This is a genomic window from Nocardia sp. NPDC003963, from assembly GCF_053605105.1.
The window spans coordinates 336037-354843 of sequence record NZ_JBSGIP010000003.1; the positions used below are offsets into that span (position 1 = coordinate 336037).

The 18807-nt window shown below is 69.2% G+C and carries 18 protein-coding genes; 7 read left to right on the forward strand and 11 right to left on the reverse strand.

All coding sequences use genetic code 11. The features are described 5' to 3' along the window. From ACWEWT_RS12025 to ACWEWT_RS12045, 5 genes are all read left to right on the forward strand, one after another. Positions 1 to 966 (forward strand): SDR family NAD(P)-dependent oxidoreductase, encoded by a 966-nt coding sequence (locus ACWEWT_RS12025; RefSeq protein ID WP_452558346.1) that lies wholly within the window; start codon positions 1 to 3, stop codon positions 964 to 966. Positions 967 to 1100: 134 nt separating this feature from the next. Then, on the forward strand, positions 1101 to 2216 hold the full coding sequence (locus ACWEWT_RS12030; protein WP_452558347.1) for a 4Fe-4S binding protein: 1116 nt from the start codon (positions 1101 to 1103) through the stop codon (positions 2214 to 2216). A 92-nt stretch (positions 2217 to 2308) separates the two neighbouring features. Then, the gene (locus ACWEWT_RS12035; protein WP_452558348.1) at positions 2309 to 2944 is read left to right on the forward strand and encodes a precorrin-8X methylmutase; all 636 of its coding nucleotides are present in this window, start codon (positions 2309 to 2311) and stop codon (positions 2942 to 2944) included. Next, positions 2941 to 4509, forward strand: coding sequence for a precorrin-2 C(20)-methyltransferase (locus ACWEWT_RS12040; RefSeq protein ID WP_452558349.1), 1569 nt, complete (start codon positions 2941 to 2943; stop codon positions 4507 to 4509). The genes ACWEWT_RS12035 and ACWEWT_RS12040 overlap by 4 nt, the downstream gene beginning before the upstream one ends. A gap of 57 nt (positions 4510 to 4566) precedes the next feature. Continuing rightward, positions 4567 to 5094, forward strand: coding sequence for a PadR family transcriptional regulator (locus tag ACWEWT_RS12045; protein WP_452558350.1), 528 nt, complete (start codon positions 4567 to 4569; stop codon positions 5092 to 5094). A gap of 99 nt (positions 5095 to 5193) precedes the next feature. Here ACWEWT_RS12045 and ACWEWT_RS12050 read toward each other — a convergent pair whose 3' ends face one another. From ACWEWT_RS12050 to ACWEWT_RS12065, 4 genes are all read right to left on the reverse strand, one after another. Next, positions 5194 to 5949 (reverse strand): cobalt-precorrin-6A reductase, encoded by a 756-nt coding sequence (locus ACWEWT_RS12050; protein WP_452558383.1) that lies wholly within the window; start codon positions 5947 to 5949, stop codon positions 5194 to 5196. Then, a complete protein-coding gene (locus ACWEWT_RS12055; protein WP_452558351.1) occupies positions 5946 to 6569 on the reverse strand; it encodes a hypothetical protein in 624 nt (207 codons plus the stop codon). The genes ACWEWT_RS12050 and ACWEWT_RS12055 overlap by 4 nt, the downstream gene beginning before the upstream one ends. Positions 6570 to 6661: 92 nt before the next feature. Then, a complete protein-coding gene (gene cbiE / locus ACWEWT_RS12060) occupies positions 6662 to 7930 on the reverse strand; it encodes a precorrin-6y C5,15-methyltransferase (decarboxylating) subunit CbiE (protein ID WP_452558352.1) in 1269 nt (422 codons plus the stop codon). Further along, entirely contained in the window at positions 7927 to 8691 is a 765-nt protein-coding gene (locus ACWEWT_RS12065; RefSeq protein ID WP_452558353.1) for an SDR family NAD(P)-dependent oxidoreductase, read from the reverse strand. Before ACWEWT_RS12065 ends, cbiE begins: the two co-directional genes overlap by 4 nt. Before the next feature lie 108 nt (positions 8692 to 8799). Between ACWEWT_RS12065 and ACWEWT_RS12070 the strand changes: the two genes are divergently transcribed. Continuing rightward, positions 8800 to 9204 carry a pyridoxamine 5'-phosphate oxidase family protein gene (locus ACWEWT_RS12070; protein ID WP_452558354.1) on the forward strand — a complete coding sequence of 135 codons (405 nt, stop codon included), beginning with the start codon at positions 8800 to 8802 and terminating at the stop codon, positions 9202 to 9204. Between the two features lie 12 nt (positions 9205 to 9216). Here the strand turns inward: ACWEWT_RS12070 and ACWEWT_RS12075 are convergent, their stop codons facing one another. Next, positions 9217 to 10356 carry a M24 family metallopeptidase gene (locus ACWEWT_RS12075; protein ID WP_452558355.1) on the reverse strand — a complete coding sequence of 380 codons (1140 nt, stop codon included), beginning with the start codon at positions 10354 to 10356 and terminating at the stop codon, positions 9217 to 9219. Between the two features lie 71 nt (positions 10357 to 10427). On the opposite strand from ACWEWT_RS12075, the gene ACWEWT_RS12080 reads away from it, so the two are divergent. Then, entirely contained in the window at positions 10428 to 11396 is a 969-nt protein-coding gene (locus tag ACWEWT_RS12080) for a 5'-3' exonuclease (RefSeq protein WP_452558356.1), read from the forward strand. Positions 11397 to 11457: 61 nt separating this feature from the next. On the opposite strand, the gene ACWEWT_RS12085 is transcribed toward ACWEWT_RS12080, so the two are convergent. The 6 genes from ACWEWT_RS12085 to ACWEWT_RS12110 form a co-directional block, all read right to left on the reverse strand. Beyond that, on the reverse strand, positions 11458 to 12291 hold the full coding sequence (locus tag ACWEWT_RS12085; protein WP_452558357.1) for a DUF4333 domain-containing protein: 834 nt from the start codon (positions 12289 to 12291) through the stop codon (positions 11458 to 11460). Positions 12292 to 12368: 77 nt separating this feature from the next. After that, on the reverse strand, positions 12369 to 15071 hold the full coding sequence (locus tag ACWEWT_RS12090) for a DEAD/DEAH box helicase (protein ID WP_452558358.1): 2703 nt from the start codon (positions 15069 to 15071) through the stop codon (positions 12369 to 12371). Between the two features lie 69 nt (positions 15072 to 15140). After that, on the reverse strand, positions 15141 to 16109 hold the full coding sequence (tatC, locus tag ACWEWT_RS12095; RefSeq protein WP_452558359.1) for a twin-arginine translocase subunit TatC: 969 nt from the start codon (positions 16107 to 16109) through the stop codon (positions 15141 to 15143). 170 nt (positions 16110 to 16279) lie between these two features. Beyond that, positions 16280 to 16534 carry a Sec-independent protein translocase subunit TatA gene (gene tatA, locus ACWEWT_RS12100; protein WP_452558360.1) on the reverse strand — a complete coding sequence of 85 codons (255 nt, stop codon included), beginning with the start codon at positions 16532 to 16534 and terminating at the stop codon, positions 16280 to 16282. Between the two features lie 158 nt (positions 16535 to 16692). Continuing rightward, on the reverse strand, positions 16693 to 17676 hold the full coding sequence (locus ACWEWT_RS12105) for a helix-turn-helix transcriptional regulator (protein WP_452558361.1): 984 nt from the start codon (positions 17674 to 17676) through the stop codon (positions 16693 to 16695). Continuing rightward, positions 17673 to 18668 (reverse strand): helix-turn-helix transcriptional regulator, encoded by a 996-nt coding sequence (locus ACWEWT_RS12110; RefSeq protein WP_452558362.1) that lies wholly within the window; start codon positions 18666 to 18668, stop codon positions 17673 to 17675. Before ACWEWT_RS12110 ends, ACWEWT_RS12105 begins: the two co-directional genes overlap by 4 nt. Positions 18669 to 18807 lie beyond the last annotated feature (139 nt).

An 18807-nucleotide genomic window follows, 5' to 3' on the forward strand; every position in this document is an offset into this window, starting at 1 on the left:
ATGATCCGTACAGTCGACACTCTGCTCGATCGGACGATAGTGCCCGGCTACACCCGGCTCGGCTATCACCTGCGCAAAGTCTGCTGGACCCGCGACGATCCGCCCACCGACGCCCTGCGCGGGAAAACCGCCCTGGTCACCGGTGCGAACTCCGGAATAGGCCGATCGATCGCCACCCGGTTCGCGGGGCTGGGTGCCCGCACCGTACTCGCGGTCCGCGATCCCGGCCGGGGCGAACGGGCCCGCCGGGAGATCCTCGACGCTGTCCCCGGGGCCGAGGTGGAGCTGGCGATCTGCGATATCTCCGAACCCGGCAGCGTCGACACCTGCGCCCGGGCCCTCCGCGAGCGATACCGGGCCCTGGACGTACTCGTCCACAACGCGGGTGTGCTGCCCGACCACCGCGCCGAGAACTCCGCCGGCGACGAACTGACGCTGGCCACCCATATTCTCGGACCGCTGCGGTTCACCGACCGGCTCACTCCGCTGCTGGCTGCGGCCGGCAGCGCCCGGATCGTCTTCGTGGCCTCGGGCGGGATGTACGCGCAGGCACTGCCCGTCGGCGATCCACAGTTTCGCGCCGGCGAATACCGCGGTGCCACCGCCTACGCCCGCACCAAACGCGTCCAGGTGGCATTCGGCCCGCTCCTGGACGGACGCCTCGCCGACTATGGGGTCAGTGTGCACAGTATGCATCCGGGCTGGGTGAACACCCCCGGAATCACAGCCGCCCTCCCCCGCTTCAGTTCCGCCCTGCGGCCGGCGATGCGCACCGCCGACGAGGGCGCCGATACCGCGGTCTGGCTGGCCACCACCGATCCGGCGCCGATGTCCGGCCATTTCTGGCACGACCGGCGGATCCGCGACGAACACTATCTGCGGCGCACTCGCTACTCCGAGGACGAACTCCTGTCGTTGTGGGAGTACTGCCTCACCGCGGCGGAGGTGGCACTCCATCCGCATTGACCACCCGGCGCGTTCCCGTTGTGCGACAGGTGTTCGGCGACCGCGGCCGCAGGTGCGCGCCGACCGATGAATTCCGCTCCGCCGCATCGTCCTTCCTCTCGAGCTCGCATGGATCTCGTCGCGAAGGAGTCCCGATGCCGGATACCGAACCCGAACCGACCGCCCCGCGGCGGCTGACCCAGCATCCGACCGTGCAGGCGATGGCCGGCCGGGAGCGAAGCAGACCCGATCCGGTACTGACGGCCGACCGGCTCCGCGAGATCTGCCACGCGGCCGGTGCCGACGATGCCGGGTTCGTCGCGGTGGACGATCCGCGGGTGGCCGAAGAGGTGGAGCACGCGCGGGCGATCCTGCCGAGCGCCCGGACCTTCATAGCGTTCTGCGTGCGGATGAACCGGGACAATCTGCGCAGCCCGCAACGCAGTCTCGCCAATACCGAGTTCAATCACGCCGACGACGAGACCAACGCGGTATCGCGCCGCATCACCCGGGCACTGCAGGATGCCGGATACCGCGCCGTATACCCGGCGCCGGGATATCCGATGGAGGTCGAGCAGTTCCCCGGACGGATCTGGGTGATCGCCCACAAGGTGGTGGCCGAGGCCGCCGGGCTGGGAGTCATGGGGATCCACCGCAATGTGATCCATCCCCGGTACGGGAATTTCATCCTGCTCGGCACGGTGGTCACCGACGTGGTGGTCGATACTCCGAGTCCCCCGCTGAGCTTCAATCCCTGCCTCGAATGCAAACTGTGTGTATCGGCCTGCCCGGTCGGTGCGATAACCCCGGACGGCGGATTCGATTTCCAGGCCTGCTACACGCACAACTACCGCGAATTCATGGGCGGTTTCACCGATTGGGCGGAAACGGTCGCCGACAGCACCGACCGTACCGACTATCGCCAGCGGGTCACCACCGGTGAATCGTTCTCCATGTGGCAGAGCCTGTCGTTCAAACCGAATTACAAGGCCGGCTACTGCATGGCCGTATGCCCGGCCGGCGAGGATGTGATCGGCGCCTATCTCGACGACCGCGGCGCACATCTCGACGAAGTGGTCCGGCCCCTGCAACGCAAATCCGAGCCGGTGTACGTGCTACCCGGTTCCGCGGCCGAAGAGCATGTGACGCGACGCTTCCCGAACAAGATACCCCAGCGGGTCACCAATGGTTTTCCGGATGAGGTCAACGACCTGCTCGACCAGATCGGCCCACGCCCGCGGGGCAATCCCGGCGAATCCGGGCCCGCCTGATCCGTTCGGGCCGCGCCCGCGCGGTGCGGGCGGGCCACCGAGGCGCCCACCCGCACAGGTCCGGCACGACGCGCCCGGCATAGGGTGTCCGCATGCCCGACACGCGCACCAGCTACGTCACCGACGCGGCCGAGATCTACCGCCGGTCGTTCTCGATCATCCGAGCCGAAGCCGATCTGGATCGCTTCCCGGCCGATATCGCGCAGGTGGTCGTGCGGATGATCCACGGCTGCGGCCAGGTCGACCTGGCCGGGGACGTGCTGTTCACCCCCGGGGTGGTCACGGCGGCCCGGACAGCGCTGCGCGCGGGCGCACCGATCCTGTGCGATGCGAATATGGTCGCCTCCGGAGTGACCCGCACCCGGCTGCCCGCCGACAACGAGGTGCTCTGCCTGCTGCGCGACCCCCGCGTGCCGGAGTTGGCGGCCGAATTGGGGACCACGCGATCGGCGGCGGCGCTGGAGCTGTGGCGGGAGCGCCTGGACGGAGCGGTGGTGGCCGTCGGTAACGCGCCTACCGCCCTGTTCCACCTGCTGGACATGATCGCCGCCGGCGCGCCGCGGCCCGCCGCTGTCCTCGGGATACCCGTGGGCTTCGTCGGCGCGATCGAATCGAAAGAGGCGCTCGCCGCGAGCAGCGGTCTCGAGTATCTGACGGTCCGGGGCCGGCGCGGCGGAAGCGCGATCACCGCCTCCGCGTTGAATGCGATTGCGAGCGAAGCGGAATGACAGTGCGTACGGGAAAGCTCTGGGGGGTCGGGCTCGGACCGGGCGATCCGGAACTGGTGACGGTGAAGGCGGCCCGGGTGATCGCCGACGCCGATGTGATCGCCTTCCACAGCGCGCGGCACGGTCGCAGTATCTCGCGCGGTATCGCGGAGGCCTATATGCGGCCGGATCAGCTCGAGGAACATCTGATCTATCCGGTCACCACCGAGACCACCGACCATCCCGGTGGATATCAGGGTGCGATCGACGAGTTCTACAGCGCCGCCGCCGAACGTCTGGCCGCGCATCTGGCGGCGGGCCGCTCGGTGGCGCTGCTGGCCGCCGGTGACCCGCTCTTCTACAGCTCCTACATGCATATGCACCGGCGCCTGGCCGATCGCTTCGAGGCCGAGATCATTCCCGGTATCACCTCGGTGAGCGCGGCCTCGGCGGCACTGGGCACCCCGCTGGTGGAGGGCGAGCAGGTGCTGACGGTGCTACCCGCGACACTGCCCGCCGACGAATTGACCCGCCGCCTCGCCGGCAGCGACGCGGCCGCGATCATGAAACTCGGCCGCACTTTCCCGGCCGTCCGCAAGGCTCTCGCCGATTCCGGCCGCCTCGACCGCGCCTATTACGTGGAGCGGGCCAGCACCGGACGCGAGCGGGTGCTGGCCGCCGGCGATGTGGACGATGCCCAGGTCCCCTATTTCGCGATCACCATCGTGCCGGGTCCCGAACCGACCACTCCGATCCCGGCGGGACGGGCCGCGACCGCCGAACCGGTCACCTCCACCGAACGAACCGGCCCGGCCGCGGCGACCGCGGACGACGCCCCCGGTGGCGGTGAGGTCCTGGTCGTCGGCCTGGGACCCGGCGATACGCGATGGACCACACCGGAGGTCACCGCGGCACTCGCCGCCGCCACCGACCTGGTCGGCTACACGACCTATATCGACCGGGTCCCCGCCCGCCCCGGGCAGCGGCGCCACGCCAGTGACAACCGGGTCGAATCCGAACGCGCCGCCATGGCCCTGGACCTCGCCCGCCGCGGCGGGCGGGTCGCCGTGGTCTCCTCGGGCGATCCCGGGGTGTTCGCCATGGCCGCGGCGGTACTGGAGGAATCCGCGAACCCGCAGTGGGCCGGGGTGCCGGTGCGGATACTGCCGGGTATGACCGCGGCCAACGCGGTCGCCAGCCGCGTCGGTGCCCCGCTCGGCCACGACTACGCCACGATCTCCCTTTCCGACCGGCTCAAACCGTGGGAAGTGGTGGCTCGGCGGCTCGCGGCCGTGGCCGCCGCGGATATGGCGATCGCGGTCTACAACCCCGCCTCGGCCACCCGCACCTGGCAGGTCGGCGCGATGAAGGACATCCTGCTCGAACACCGCGCACCCGAGACCCCAGTGGTACTCGGCCGGGATGTGGGCGGCCCGGCCGAATCGGTGCGAGTGGTGCCGCTGGGTGAACTGGAACCCGCCGAGGTCGATATGCGGACCCTGCTGATCATCGGCGCCTCCACCACCGCGGTGGTCGGCGCTGCCGATGCGCCCCGGGTCTACACCGCGCGGCGCTATCACACCTGACCTCATCCCATCCGATAGCATTCCACTATGGAATAGCGCCGGTGGAAGGACTATGTGGTGAACGGCAAACAGCAGCGGCCGCTGAACTCCACGGCCGCTTCACTTCTGGGGTTTCTGCACGAGGGACCGATGTCGGGCTGGGATCTGGTGAACCTGGCCCAGGAACGCATCGGCGATTTCTGGACCATCACCCAGAGCCAGGTCTACCGGGAACTCGCCGCCATGGATTCGGTGGGCCTGGTGGCGAAAGGCGAAACCGGTGCCCGCGAACGCACTCCGTACCGCATCACCGAGGCGGGGCGCGCCGAGTTCGCCGAATGGATAGCCCGCGACCCGAGCCCGGAGACCATCCGGTTCCCACTGCTGCTGACCCTGCATTTCGGCGGTCACCTCGAGCCCGCCCATCTGGCCTCGATCATCGATAACGCCCGCAAGGTCCACCAGGAACGGCTCGACCGCTACCGCGCGGAGGAAGCCGGGCCGAATATGTCCCCGCATTCCCGGGCGACACTCGAATTCGGTATCGGATACGAACGCGCCGTCCTCGACTGGTTCGACAAACTACCCGAACTGCTCGGTTCCTGAACGCACCCGTCCGATCTCACTGTCGGCCACCGGCCAGGCCGGTTCCCCGGGCGTTGTCGACAGGAGGGCAGACCAAAGCCGGCTTCTCCATCGGCGCGATCACTTCCCCGAACCTGCGGCCGCCCATCCGGATACCGCTTCCAGCGCTTCCGCCACGGTTCCGACCACGATGACCCCGGACGGCGTAGCCGGACGATCCACGACCACCACCGGGATGCCCGCAGTCCGCGCGGCGGTGAGCTTGGCGGCCGTCGCCGCGCCCCCACTGTCCTTGGTGACCACCACATCGATCCGCTGCCGGGCCAGCAGGGCGGATTCCTGCTCGACGGTGAACGGCCCACGCGCCGAGAGGATTTCGTGCCGCGGCGGAAGCGCGCCCTCGGGTGCGTCGATGACACGGATCAGATACCAGGGCCGGGGGTATTCGGAAAAAGCCGCCGCCCCGTGCCGACCGACAGTCAGCAGGATCCGTTGTCCCAGTTCGGCGGCTGTGCGCGCGGCTGCCGCCAGATCGGGCACCCGGTACCAGCGGTCACCGGATTCGGCCGTCCAGCCCGGTCGGCTCAACCGGATCATGGGTATACCGAGTTGCCCGGTGGCCTGCGCGGCATGCGCGGTCATCGTGGCCGCGAACGGATGGGTGGCGTCGACAACGAGTTGTGTCCGGTTCTCCCGCAGCCATTTCCGCAGACCCCCGACTCCACCGAACCCACCGATCCGCACCTCGCCCAGCGGCCGGATCGGATCGGATACGCGACCGGCGAGCGAGGACACGATCTCGTGTTCCCGCTCGCCGGTGAGCAGTCGGGCGAGTTCCCGGGCCTCCCCGGTCCCGCCCAGCAGCAGAATTCTCAGGGCTGGCCGCTGAAGTAGGCGATGGCCGAATCCAGCAGCGGCGGGCCACCGGCCACGGCGAGGCCGATACCCGCGCCGATGATGGCACCCGGGATGAGACCGACACCCAGGAACAGGAACCCGATTCCCGCACCGATGGCGGCACCCACCGCCGCGCCCAGCGACGCCGCCTGCAGTTCACTCATGAACCACTGCTGGGCACCGATGAACTGCGCCTGTGACGGCGCACCCGCGACCGGGGTGGCCCGCGGGGTGAGGGTCAACCGGCTGTTGTCCTCGTCGATGGTCGCGGCGACCGCGACCACCTGGCCGTTGACGTTCTGGGTGAGCGGAATACTGGTGAGACGCTCCCCGGCGGCGTTGCTCAGCACCACCGCGTCAGTGCTGGTGTCGAGGCTGAACGCACCGCTGGAAACCGTGGTGACCAGCGACTTTCCAGCCTCGGCCAGTGCCAGGGTGTAGTCGACGCCGCGATCGTGACCGGTGACCTCCGGAACCGCGTTCTCCTGCTGCTCGACAGCGGGCGCCGCCGGAGCGGGCGCCGCGTAGCCCGTGCCCGCGGCGATACCGGTGGCCGCGGCCGCCATGATCGCGGTCGCGGCGAACTTCTTGATTTTCACTATCGATCTCCCCGTCGCGCGCGAATCCGCGTGACCCGCGCTAGGAACCCCCGTGACCTTACTCCCGATGCCCGATTCGTCCATTCGTGTTGTCACATACGGGAAGCATCCCCGGACCGGCCCTTCACCACCGTCCACTGGGTCACCGGCAGCTGGGGACGCCAGGTGGTGAACCGTCCCAGCGGTTCACCCCGATAGACCTGGAAGCGGCGCAGGCCGCCCCCGTGCGCTCCCGACCAGTTCAGTAGGAGCGCCTCCGACTCCGCGGTGACCGCATTGGCCACCAGGCGGCCGCCGGTGGGTAGCCGCGACCAGCAGCCCTCGAACAAGCCCGGCGTGGTCAGGCCGCCACCGAGGAAGATCGCATCCGGATCGGGCAGTGCCGCTCCCCCGGCGAGTTCGGCCACTGCCTCGCCGCGCACCTCGATATCGGGGACCCCGAGCCCGGTCGCGTTGGCGGTGATCTGGTCCCGGCGCCGCTGCAGGATCTCGAATGCGATCGCCCGGCAGGCGGGGTCGGTGCGGCACCATTCGATGGCGATACTGCCCGATCCGCCACCGATATCCCACAGGGTCTCGCCGGGTCCGGGTGCGAGGGCGGCGAGCGTGAGTGCCCGGATCTCGGTCTTGGTGAGCTGCCCGTCACCGCCGTACGCACTATCGGGTAGTCCGGGCAGCCGGGTACGGCGAGGGTGCCCGGGTTCGGCCGCCGCGGTCACGGCCACGATATTGAGCGGATCGCCCGGAGGTTCGGACCAGGTGCCGGCGATCCCGGAAACCAGCTCTTCGGACGGCCCGCCCAGCTGCTCCAGCACGGTCAGCGCCGAGGATCCGAACCCGTTGCCGCGCAGCAGCTCCGCGATCCGCGCCGGCGTTGCGGCGTCGGCGCTGAGCACCAGCAGCCGCCGCCCTTCGGCCAGTTCGGGCAGGAGCCGCTCGAGCGGCCGGCCGACCGCGCTGACGATCCCCACCTCCGCGACCGGCCAGCCCAGCCGGGCACACGCCAGCGATACCGCCGACGGCTGGGGAAACACCCGCAGCGCACCCGGACCGAGCAATCGCGCGAGGGTGACCCCGATCCCGTAGAACATGGGGTCACCACTGGCGAGGACGCCGAGCCGGGTATCGCGATATCGGTCCAGCAGGCCCGGTAGGGCGGGTAGCAACGGGGACGGCCAGGGTTCCCGACGCGCGGTCACCTCGTCGGGGAGCAACGCCAGCTGCCGCGCCGAACCGAACAGCATCGCGCAATCACGCAGTACCGCCCGCGACCGGTCCGGCAGTCCCGGCCAGCCGTCGGCACCGATACCCACCACCGGGATCGGCGGGCCCACCCAGCGGAGCGCGGGGTCGGCGGTCACCGTGGCAGCCGCCGCCAGACGGCCTGGGGCAGCAGCCGCATCCCGAAGAGCACCGGGCGCAGGATGCCCGGAATCCAGACCCGTGCGGACCGGCGGCCCAATGCGTTCACCACCGCGGCCGCGACCTGGTCCGGAGTGCTGGAGAACGGGGCCGGGCTCATCCCCTCGGTCATCCGGCCCACCACGAATCCCGGCCGCGCCAGGAGCAACTGCACACCACTGCCGTGCAGCGCATCGGCCAGGCCGGAGGCGAAACCGTCCAATCCGGCTTTGGCCGATCCGTACACATAGTTGGCGCGCCGCACCCGGATTCCCGCCACCGAACCGAATACGACCAGCTGACCGCTGCCCCGGGCCCGCATCTCGTTGGCCAGTACGGTCAGCACGCTGATCTGGGCGGTGTAATCGGTATGCACCACGGCCAGTGCGTGGGCGGGATCGGCCTCGGCCCGGCGCTGTTCGCCCAGTACACCGAAGGCCAGTACCGCGACTCCGATCGGCCCGTAGTCGGCGGCGATCTTGCCCAGCAGCGCGGGGTGGCTCGCCGTATCGTCGGCGTCGAATTCCACCGGATACACCGCGGTCGCCCCGGCGGCGGTGAGCGCCGCGGTCTCGGTGTCCAGATCTTCGCAGCGCCGCGCGGCCAGCACGACCGCCCGGCCGGGCGCGACCCGTAGCGCGATCTGCAGGCCGATCTCGCTGCGCCCACCCAGCACCAGCACCGTACCCGGGTCGATCCCTCGTGTTCGACGCACAACCATGGGCTCAGTCTGTCATCCGCACGAACCGGCACGGAGAACCGGGAGACGTGCCGGGCCGGGGCGGTGCCCGCGGCAGGCGGTCCATGACGCTCCCGCTACCGTCGGTCCATGACGCTGCGTACTGTCGAATTGTCCCCGGCGGCCGTCGAGTTCCTCACCGAACGACATCTGGCCACCCTCACCACGCTGCGCGCCGATGGGACCCCGCATATGGTGCCGGTGGGTTTCACCTGGGACCCCGCCGCCGGGCTGGCCCGGGTGATCACCGACGGCGCCTCGGTGAAGGCCCGTAATGTGCGCCGATCCGGCTATGCGGCGGTCGGCCAGGTGGACGGCGCGCGCTGGCTGACCCTGGAGGGCCCGGCCGTCGTCCTCGACGATGCCGCCGCGGTGCGCGAAGCCGAACGGCGCTACGCCGAACGCTATCGGGTGCCACGAGAGAACCCGACCCGGGTCGTGCTGGCCATCGAGGTACAGCGTGTGCTGTGCGGTGTCCGCTTACGCGAAGCCTGAACGCCGGACCGGCTAGCTGTCGGCCGGGAGGACGGTCAGCCCGTGCGGGCGCTCGTTCATCGGCACACAGCCGTCATCGGTGACGACCACGATATCCTCGATCCGGGCACCCCACTCTCCCGGGAAATAGATTCCGGGTTCGATACTGAACGCCATCCCCGGCCGCAGCTCCAGGTCGTTCCCGGCGACGATATAGGGCTCCTCGTGGACGGACAGGCCGATACCGTGACCGGTCCGGTGGACGAACGCGGGCCCGAAACCGGCGGCTTCCAAGGGTTCGCGGGCAGCCGCGTCGACCGCCGCGGCGCGCACCCCGGGACGTACCGCGGCGACGGCCGCGGCCTGGGCCCGTTCCAGTTCGGCGCAGCGGGCCGCGATCTCCGGATCGGGTTCGCCCAGTACATAGGTCCGGGTGGAATCGGAGTAGTAACCGGGATCCACCGGCCCCCCGATATCGATCACCACCACATCACCCGCTTCGATACGGCGGTCGGATACCTCATGGTGTGGATCGGCGCCGTTGGGCCCGCTCCCGACGATCACGAACGCCGCCTCGGTATGCCCCTCGGCCACGATGGCGTCGGTGATGTCCTTACCGACCTCCGCCTCGGTGCGCCCGACCCGCAGGAACTCGCCCATCCGGGCGTGTACCCGGTCGATGGCGGCGCCCGCGCGGCGCAGTGCCTCGATTTCGGCGTCGTCCTTGATCATGCGCAGTTCGCGCAGCACCGGTGTCGCCGATACCGGTAGACCGCTGAAACTACGCGCCAGCGGCAACAGGTGCAGCGCGGGCATGGAATCGGCCACCGCGACGCGGGAGCCGATATGCAGGACCGACTGGACAAGCTGATACGGATCCACCCCGTCCACCCAGTCCAGGACCCGCAACCCGAGCTCGTCCACGGCGGAATCCCGCAGCCCGGACACCTCGAGTTTCGGGATCACCACCGCCGGTGTGGCCTTGTCGGAGGTGATCACCAGACAGGTCAGCCGTTCGAAGGACTGGACCGCCGATCCGATGAGGTACCGCAGATCCGGGCCGGGGGTGATGAGCAGGGCATCCAGGTGGGCATCGCGGATCAACTGCACCGCCCGCTCCAGTCGCTGCCCGTAGACATCCGCCGCGAACCGTGACTCCGTGTGCGCGCTCATGATCTCGAAGGTACCCCGCCCCCAGGGGGCGGCACATCGGATACGTCGGTGGCGCCTTGTAGATTCACCGCGTGACTACGACCGAATCCACGCCGCGTCCGCTGCTGCTGCTGGACGGCGCGAGTCTGTGGTTCCGAGCCTTCTACGCGATCCCGGACAAGCTCACCGCGTCCGACGGCCGGTCGGTGAACGCCCTGCGCGGGTTCACCGATATGGTCGCCTCCCTCGTCACCAGACACCGTCCCGCCCGGCTGGTGGTGTGCCTGGACCTGGATTGGCGGCCGCAGTACCGGGTGGACCTGGTACCCACCTACAAGGCCCATCGTCTCGACACCTCGCCCTCCGCCGAACCGGGCGCCGAGGAAGTGCCGGACCGGCTCACCCCGCAGGTCGAGATGATCCTCGAGGTACTGGCCGCCGCGGGTATCGCCACGGGCGGCGCGGAAGGGCTGGAGGCCGACGATGTCCTGGGCACCCTGGCCTCCACCGAGCTCGAGGACCCGGTGATCGTGGTCAGCGGCGACCGGGATCTGCTGCAACTGGTGCGCGATACCCCCGAACCGCCGGTGCGGGTGCTGTACGCGGGCCGCGGGCTGGCCAAGGCCGAACTGTACGGTCCCGCGGAGGTCGCGGCGAAATACGGGGTACCGCAGGAGAACGCGGGTCCCGCGTACGCGGATATGGCGACACTGCGCGGAGATTCGTCCGACGGACTACCCGGTGCCGCCGGTATCGGCGAGAAAACCGCCGCCACCCTGATCAGCCGGTTCGGCTCACTCGAGGCGTTGCGGGCCGCGGTCGAGGATCCCGGCGCCGATCTCGCGCAGGGAATCCGGGCCAAACTGCGCGCGGCGGCCGACTATCTCGACGCGGCGGCACCGGTGGTGCGAGTGGTCCGCGACGCGGATGTGATCCTGTCCCGGCCCGACAACCTGCATTCCATCCCGGCCGACGCCGACACCCTGCAGGAACTGGCTCGCGTCTACAACGCGGAAAGCCCCGTCGCCCGGCTGGTCACGGCGCTGGCGAACTGCGGCTGACCGTACTCGGACGAGGATCGACCCGCCGGAGGGCAGCATCCGGCGGGTTCATCCGATCGGATCAGCTCGGACGGCCGACTTCGTAGGTACCGTCGTCCTTGGTGATCTTGACATTGACCTTCTTGGCCTCGCCGCCGACCTTCAGATCGCAGGTGAACGTGGCGTCCACCGCGACCTCCTGGCCCGCGGGGCACTGCACATCCTTGACATCGTCGATGCCGTAGGACTCCGCGAGGACCTTCGTGACGCCGGTCTGCACGGCCGCCTGGTCGAGCTGGTCCTTCGCGGTGAGCGTCAGGATCCCGACCACGGCACCGGCGACGAGCACCACCGCGAGCAGCACCAGACCGACGATCAGGCCGGTCTTCTTACCGCCGCCGCCGGGCTGCTGCTGCGGCGCCCACTGCTGCTGGTTCAGCTGGCCCCACTGCCCGGACTGCGCCTGGGGCTGCTGCCCCCACTGCTGGTTCGGGTCGGCCCACTGCGGCTGCTGCTGCGGATCGGACGCACCCCACTGCTGCTGCGGCGGTTGCTGCGGATCGGACGCACCCCACTGCTGCGGCTGAGGCTGCTGCGGCGAGGGCTGCTGGCCCCACTGCTGCTGGTTGGGGTCGCCCCACTGCTGCGGCTGAGGCTGCTGCGGCTGCGGTTGCGGCTGGCTCCACTGCTGCTGAGGCGGCGGGGCGGGCTGCCACTGCTGACCACCTTGATCGCTTCCCCACTGCTGGGTGGGTTGCGCCTGCTGCGGGTCGGGCTGGTTCACCGGAGGCTGCGGCGGCTGGTTCCCCCACTGCGGAGCCGCACCGGGCGGCTGCTGCCCACCCCAGACCTGGGTGGGATCGTTACGTCCCTCCCCGGTCCCCGGGGCGTCGTTCGGTCCGTACGGCCCGCTCATCTGGTTGCCTCCACTCGCCTCGTCGAACACACGGTAGCCCCCCGCGTGCGGTTGAAATCAAATCACAATCGATGGTCTCACGCTGCGTCCACCGCGACGACACCACGCCGAATCGCCCGGACGGCCTTGGCCGCGGTGGCCGCGACCTCGGTATCGTCTGCGGTGCTGTGGATCTGGTCCAGCAGATCGATAACCTGCCGGCACCAGCGCACGAAATCGCCGGCCGACAGCGGTGTGCCCTGGTCACCGCTGGCCAGCAGCGAATCCGCCAGGGCGTCACCACGAGCCCATTTGTGGATACCGCCGACGAAACCGAGATCGGGTTCCCGGCTGGGCGCCAGCCGGTGCTCGGATTCGTCGTTGCGCAACCGTGACCACTCGCCGATGGTGGCGGCCACCGCGCGACGGATGGGTTCGGTAGGCCCGGCGGCACCGAGGTAGCCACCCTCCGAACGCGATTCGTACACCAGTATCGACACCACCGCGGCCAGCTCGGCCGGTCCGAGTCCACGCCACAACCCCTGCCGCAGGCATTCGGCGACCAGCAGATCGCTCTCCGCGTAGATCCGGGCCAGCCGCCGCCCGTCCGCAGTGACCTCCCCGTCCTGCACGAACCCGCGTTCCCCGAGCAGTCCGACGATCCGGTCGAAGGTACGGGCCAGCGAATTCGTGGTCGTCGCGACCTTCTGGCGCATCGCCTCGGTCTCCCGGGCCACCCGGTTGTAGCGCTCTCCGGTCCGGGCCAACTGTTCACGGTCCGGCCGGGTGTGGGCGGGATGGGCCCGCAGCGCCCGGCGCAGCGCACCCAGTTCGGGATCGTCGGCGCCCGCGGCATGTTTGTCACGGCGCGTCCGATGCGGTGCGGTGATCCCGGTGCTGCGCAGCGCCGAGGCGAGATCGCGGCGGGTCCGCGCGGTGCGGTGATCGACCCGGCGCGGCAATCGCATCCGGCCCAGCGGCTGTGCCGGTACCGGGAAATCCGCGACCGAGACCCGGCCGGCCCATTTGTCCTCGGTGAGCACCAGCGGCCGCGGGTCACCGGGGGTGGCATCGGGCTCCAGGATCACGGCCAGACCCGCCCGGCGCCCGGCACCGATGGCGATCACATCACCGCGCCGCAGTTCGGTGAGCGCGGCGATACCCGCGGTACGCCGATCCGTTCGCGTCTGCTGGTTGAGCCGGCGCTCCCGCTGTTTGATCCGCTCGCGCAGCCCGAAGTACTCCAGGAAATCGCCGTCCTCGCCACCCAGCTGCGCGGCGAGTTTGCGCAACTGACCTTCGTTTCGCTCGATACCGCGGACGAGTCCCACCACGGATCGGTCGGCCTGGAACTGGGCGAAGGAACGCTCCAGCAGCAGCCGGGCCTCCTCGGCACCCAGCCGGTCGATCAGGTTGATCGACATGTTGTAGCCGGGTTTGAAGGAACTGCGCAGCGGATAGGTCCGGGTGGAGGCGAGCCCGGCGACCGCGCTGGTATCGACCTCGGGCTGCCACAGGACGACCGCGTGCCCCTCCACATCGATCCCCCGCCGCCCCGCCCGGCCGGTGAGCTGCGTGTACTCGCCGGGAGTCAGTTCGGCGTGGGTCTCACCGTTGAATTTGACCAGTCGTTCGAGGACCACTGTGCGCGCCGGCATATTGATACCCAGTGCCAGCGTCTCGGTGGCGAATACCGCCCGGACCAGTCCCTTGACGAACAGTTCCTCGACGGTGTGCCGGAACGCCGGCAACATCCCGGCGTGATGGGCGGCCAGGCCCCGGTGCAGCGCTTCGCGCCACTCCCAGTACCCGAGCACCTCGAGGTCCGCGCGGGGCAGCTCGCCGGTGTGCTTCTCGATGATCGCGTCGACCACCTCCGGATCCGACGACCCGCTGAGGTCCAGCCCCGAGCGCAGGCACTGCGCCAGCGCGCCGTCGCAGCCGGCCCGGCTGAAGATGAAGGTGATGGCGGGGAGCAGGCCTTCCTCGTCCAGCCGGGCCAATACCTCCGGCCGCGGCAGCGGTCGGAAGAACCGCCGCGGACCGCCACGCCCGCGCGGACCACCACCCCAGCCCTCCATCCGGTCGGCGTTCTCCCGCTGTTTGATGTAGCGGACCAGATCGGAATCGACCAGTACCCGCTGATCGGAGGATTCGCTGTCGAACAGGTCGAACATCCGGCGCCCGACCATCACGTGCTGCCACAGCGGCACCGGCCTGGTCTCGTCCACCACCACGGCGGTATTACCGCGCACGGTTTCCATCCAGGCGCCGAACTCCTCCGCATTGGACACCGTGGCGGACAGGCTGACCAATCGCACCTCGGGCGGCAGGTGCAGGATGACCTCTTCCCAGACCGCGCCGCGGAAGCGGTCGGCGAGGTAGTGCACCTCGTCCATCACCACATGCGACAGCGAGCGCAGCGCCTCCGACGAGGCGTAGATCATGTTCCGCAGTACCTCGGTGGTCATCACCACGACCGGAGCGTCGGAGTTGATCGACTGATCGCCGGTGAGCAGCCCCACCCGGTCACGGCCGTAGCGCTCGGTGAGATCGGCGAACTTCTGGTTGGACAGCGCCTTGATGGGGGTCGTGTAGAAGCATTTCCCGCCGGAGGCCAGCGCCAGATGCACGGCGAATTCACCGACGACGGTCTTCCCGGCGCCGGTGGGCGCGCAGACGAGTACCCCGTGTCCCTCCTCGAGGGCGGTACAGGCCTGGCGCTGGAAAGGGTCCAGCTCGAATGTCAGCTGGGCGGCGAACCGGGACAGTTCGGCGGTCAGCGACGCGTTCGGTGTCACGGCTCCGAGACTAATCGAGGAATCCGACACGGGTCGCGCCGATAAATTCCGCGGATGCTCCGGCAGCGGTCAGAGCGTGTCCGAATAGTCCGAGGTGGACCGGCCGGTCTTTCCCGGAGCCGGCACGGTATCGGCCGCCGGGATCGACGTCGCCGGATCCACCGAACTCGGCGCCTCGATCCGTGACGCCTCCTCGTCGTCGAGGGCGGCCAGCTGCTGCTCCTCGATCCTGGCCCGGCGCCGGTCGTTGAACCGGGCGAACTGCACAGCGAACTCGAACAGCACCGTCAGCGCGAGCGCCAGCGCCAGCATCGAGAACGGATCCTGCGGGGTGACGATGGCCGCGAAGACGAACAGACCGAAGATGATGCCGCGCCGCCAGGCCTTCAACTTCGCGTAGGGCAGCACACCGATCAGGTTGAGCCCGACGATCAGCAGCGGTGTTTCGAAACTGACCCCGAAGATGATCAGCAACTGGATGATGAAACTGAAGTACTGAGTACCGCTCAGCGCGGTGATCTGCACATTGTCACCGATACTGAGCAGAAAGCTCAGGGCGTGCGCGATAACCCAGTAGGCCAGTACCGCACCGCCCACGAAGAGCACCGACCCCGTCACCACGAAGCCGACCGCGTACTTCCGCTCCTTCGGGTACAGACCCGGCGTGACGAACGCCCACGCCTGATAGAGCCATACCGGGCAGGCCATCACCACACCGGCCGTGAGACCGACCTTCAATCGGAGCATGAACTGCTCGAACGGGGCGGTGGCCAGCAGCCGGCACTCACCGCCGGGCGTCAGCGAAGCACGGGCGGAATCGGGCAGCGAACAATACGGTCCGCGCAGAATCTCACCGAGGCTCTCCACTCCGAAGAACGAATGCGCGTACCACAGGAATCCCACGATCGTGGTGACCAGGACGGCCGCCAGGGAGATCAGCAGCCGGGTACGCAACTCCCGCAGATGGTCGACCAGGGACATGGTGCCATCGGGATTGGTCCGGCGTTTGCTGTGCCGGGGGTCGAACGGAATTCGCATGGTATGTGGATGCCCTCGTATCAGCGTGCCTCGCTCCGCTCGGCCTGCGGCGCCACCCGCTGCACCGGCGGTCCCCCGCGCGGGCTACGGCCGGCGCCCGGTCGGCAGCGCCGGGTCGACAGCAATCGTATCCGGGTCCGGGCGCGCGCCCGGACCCGGCGGATACGGACTCAGAGCGTTTTCGACTCGCTCCGGGACTCCGTGGCCTGCGTACCCGTCTCCCGACCGGCCGGCAGCTCCGGAGCGGGCTGCGCGGTGGCGGAGCCCGCGGGCTTACCGTCGTTGTGCATCTCGCTCACTTCGCTCTTGAAGATCCGCAGCGACCGGCCGAGACTGCGGGCCGCGTCGGGCATCCGCTTCGCGCCGAAGAACACCACGAACAGCGCCGCGATGATCAGCCAGTGCCAGATGCTCAGACTGCCCATTGTGGTTACCTCCCAAGACTGTGGTCTTTCCGATGCTACCTGCCCAGACAGCCGCAGCGGGACCGACCTGGACCAGATGCCCGCACGTCACACGCCGGTACACCCCTGTTCACCCGCGCTCCGGGTAGTAGCAGGCGCGCCGCGCGCCTGCCCGTTCGTCAGGCGGGCTCGTCCAGACCCGCGGCCAGATAGGCGGCCAGCGCCGCATCGGACCGGTCCCGCACCGCGGCCACCAACTCCGGCGGGCCCAGCACGGTCACCCCGGACCCGAATCCGAGCGCCAGCCGGGCCATCCAGTCGAGTGTGGCGAAACGCATGGTCGCCTCGATGCTCCCATCGGCGTGTACCGCCACCCGGTGCATCGGATACTGGTCCAGCACCCAGCCGTGATCGGCGGCGATCAGCAACCGAGCCAGCGGAACCGCGGGATCGTCCTGGAACAGATCCAGGCCCGCCTCGGTATCGCGCGCCTCGCGCGGCGGACGAGCCGGTTCATCGAGTTCTTCCGCCGATTCGATCCGGTCGAACCGGAACAGGCGCACGCCCTCGGCCTCCCGGCACCACGCCTGCAGATAACTGTTGTCGTCCACGGCCACGATCCGAATCGGATCGACCACCCGGTCCGACACCACATCGCGGCTGGCCGAGTAGTACTCCAGCCGCAACGCCCGCCGGGCCGCCACCGCCGACCGCACCGTGGTCACCGCGGGTGCCTCCGGGGGCGGGCCACCGGCCGGACCGGCCCCCGAGATCGGCACCGGGGCCGCCCCGGAGATCGCCGACTCCAGCTTCGCGATGGCCGAATGCGCGGCAGTCGGATCCACCATCCCGGGCAGATCGACGATCGACCGCAAGGCCACCAGTACCGCCGTCGCCTCGATCGAGGTCAGCCGCAACGGCCGCTCGATCCCCGCGGTGAACGTGACCTGCACACTCTCCTCGGAAAAAGACAGGTCGATCAGATCACCGGGACCGTAACCGGGCAACCCGCACATCCACAGCTGATTCAGATCGGCCATCAACTGTTTCGTCGTCACCCCCAGATCGGCGGCGGCCTCGGCAGCACTGATCCCGGGATTGGCCACGAAATACGGCACCATGTTCAGCAGCCGCGACAACCGCGCCGACAACCGGGTGCTCACAACGCCACCTCCGTCCGGGCGATCACCGAACGCAACCGCGCCACCACATCGGCCCGCAACTCCGCGGGTTCGAGTACCAGCGCATCCGCACCCAACCCGGTGATCAACCTGGCCAGCCAGTGCTGCGACCTGATCGGCACCTCCAGCACACTGCCCGGACGGCCACCGACGGTCCGGCTACCCACCACATCACCGATCCGGCGCAGATCCCGCCCCCGGCCCTGCGCCACCCAGATGGTCGCCGAACCGGTGACCGGCACACTCCCGGTCACCCGGGTGACGATCTCCCGCAGATCGGTACCCGCGGGCGGATGCACGGCATTACGAGGCCCGTACGCGGTGATCTCCTCCCCGATCCGCGACAGCCGGAAAGTCCGCACGGCGGCCCGATCCCGATCGTGCCCGACCAGATACCAGCGCCCCCGCAAGGTCACCACACCCCACGGCTCGACATCGCGCATCAGATACGGCGCATTACTCGCCCCACGATGCTCGAATCGCACCGCCTGCCCGGCATCGATCGCCGCCAGCAATTTCCCCAGCACCGGCTCGGACCCGCGAGTACGCGCCGGCACCGCCGGAATGGCCGCGAACGCGGTATCGGTCTCGACATGCACCCCGCCCGCCCGCAATTTCAGCAGCGCCCCGGCCGCGGCCGCGGCCAACTCGGGCGACTCCCACATCTGCAGCGCCACGGCCACCGCCGCCGACTCCTCACTGGTCAGATCGATATCCGGTAGCTCATAGGCGTCCCGGTTGATGCGGTACCCCTCGACGGTGGAAAAACGCCCCGAAGGGCCCACCTCGAGCGGTATGCCCAGATCACGGAGCTCGTTCTTGTCCCGCTCGAACATCCGGCTGAACGCCTCGTCGCTGGCACAGTCCTCATAGCCTGCGACGCTCTCCCGGATACGCTCCGCAGTCAGGAACTGCCGAGTCGACAGCAGCGCGATGACCAGATTCATCAGGCGCTCGACCTTGGATATCGCCACCCGAGCAGGATAATGCAGTGTTTATCGGCGGCGCCTTCGGCGCCGCGGGGTGGGGCCCTATCAACCCCGGTTCTTCACTCCTACGCTCAGTCGCTGCGCTCCTTCGCTTCGTCGCTCCAGAACCGGGGCGGGCCCCACC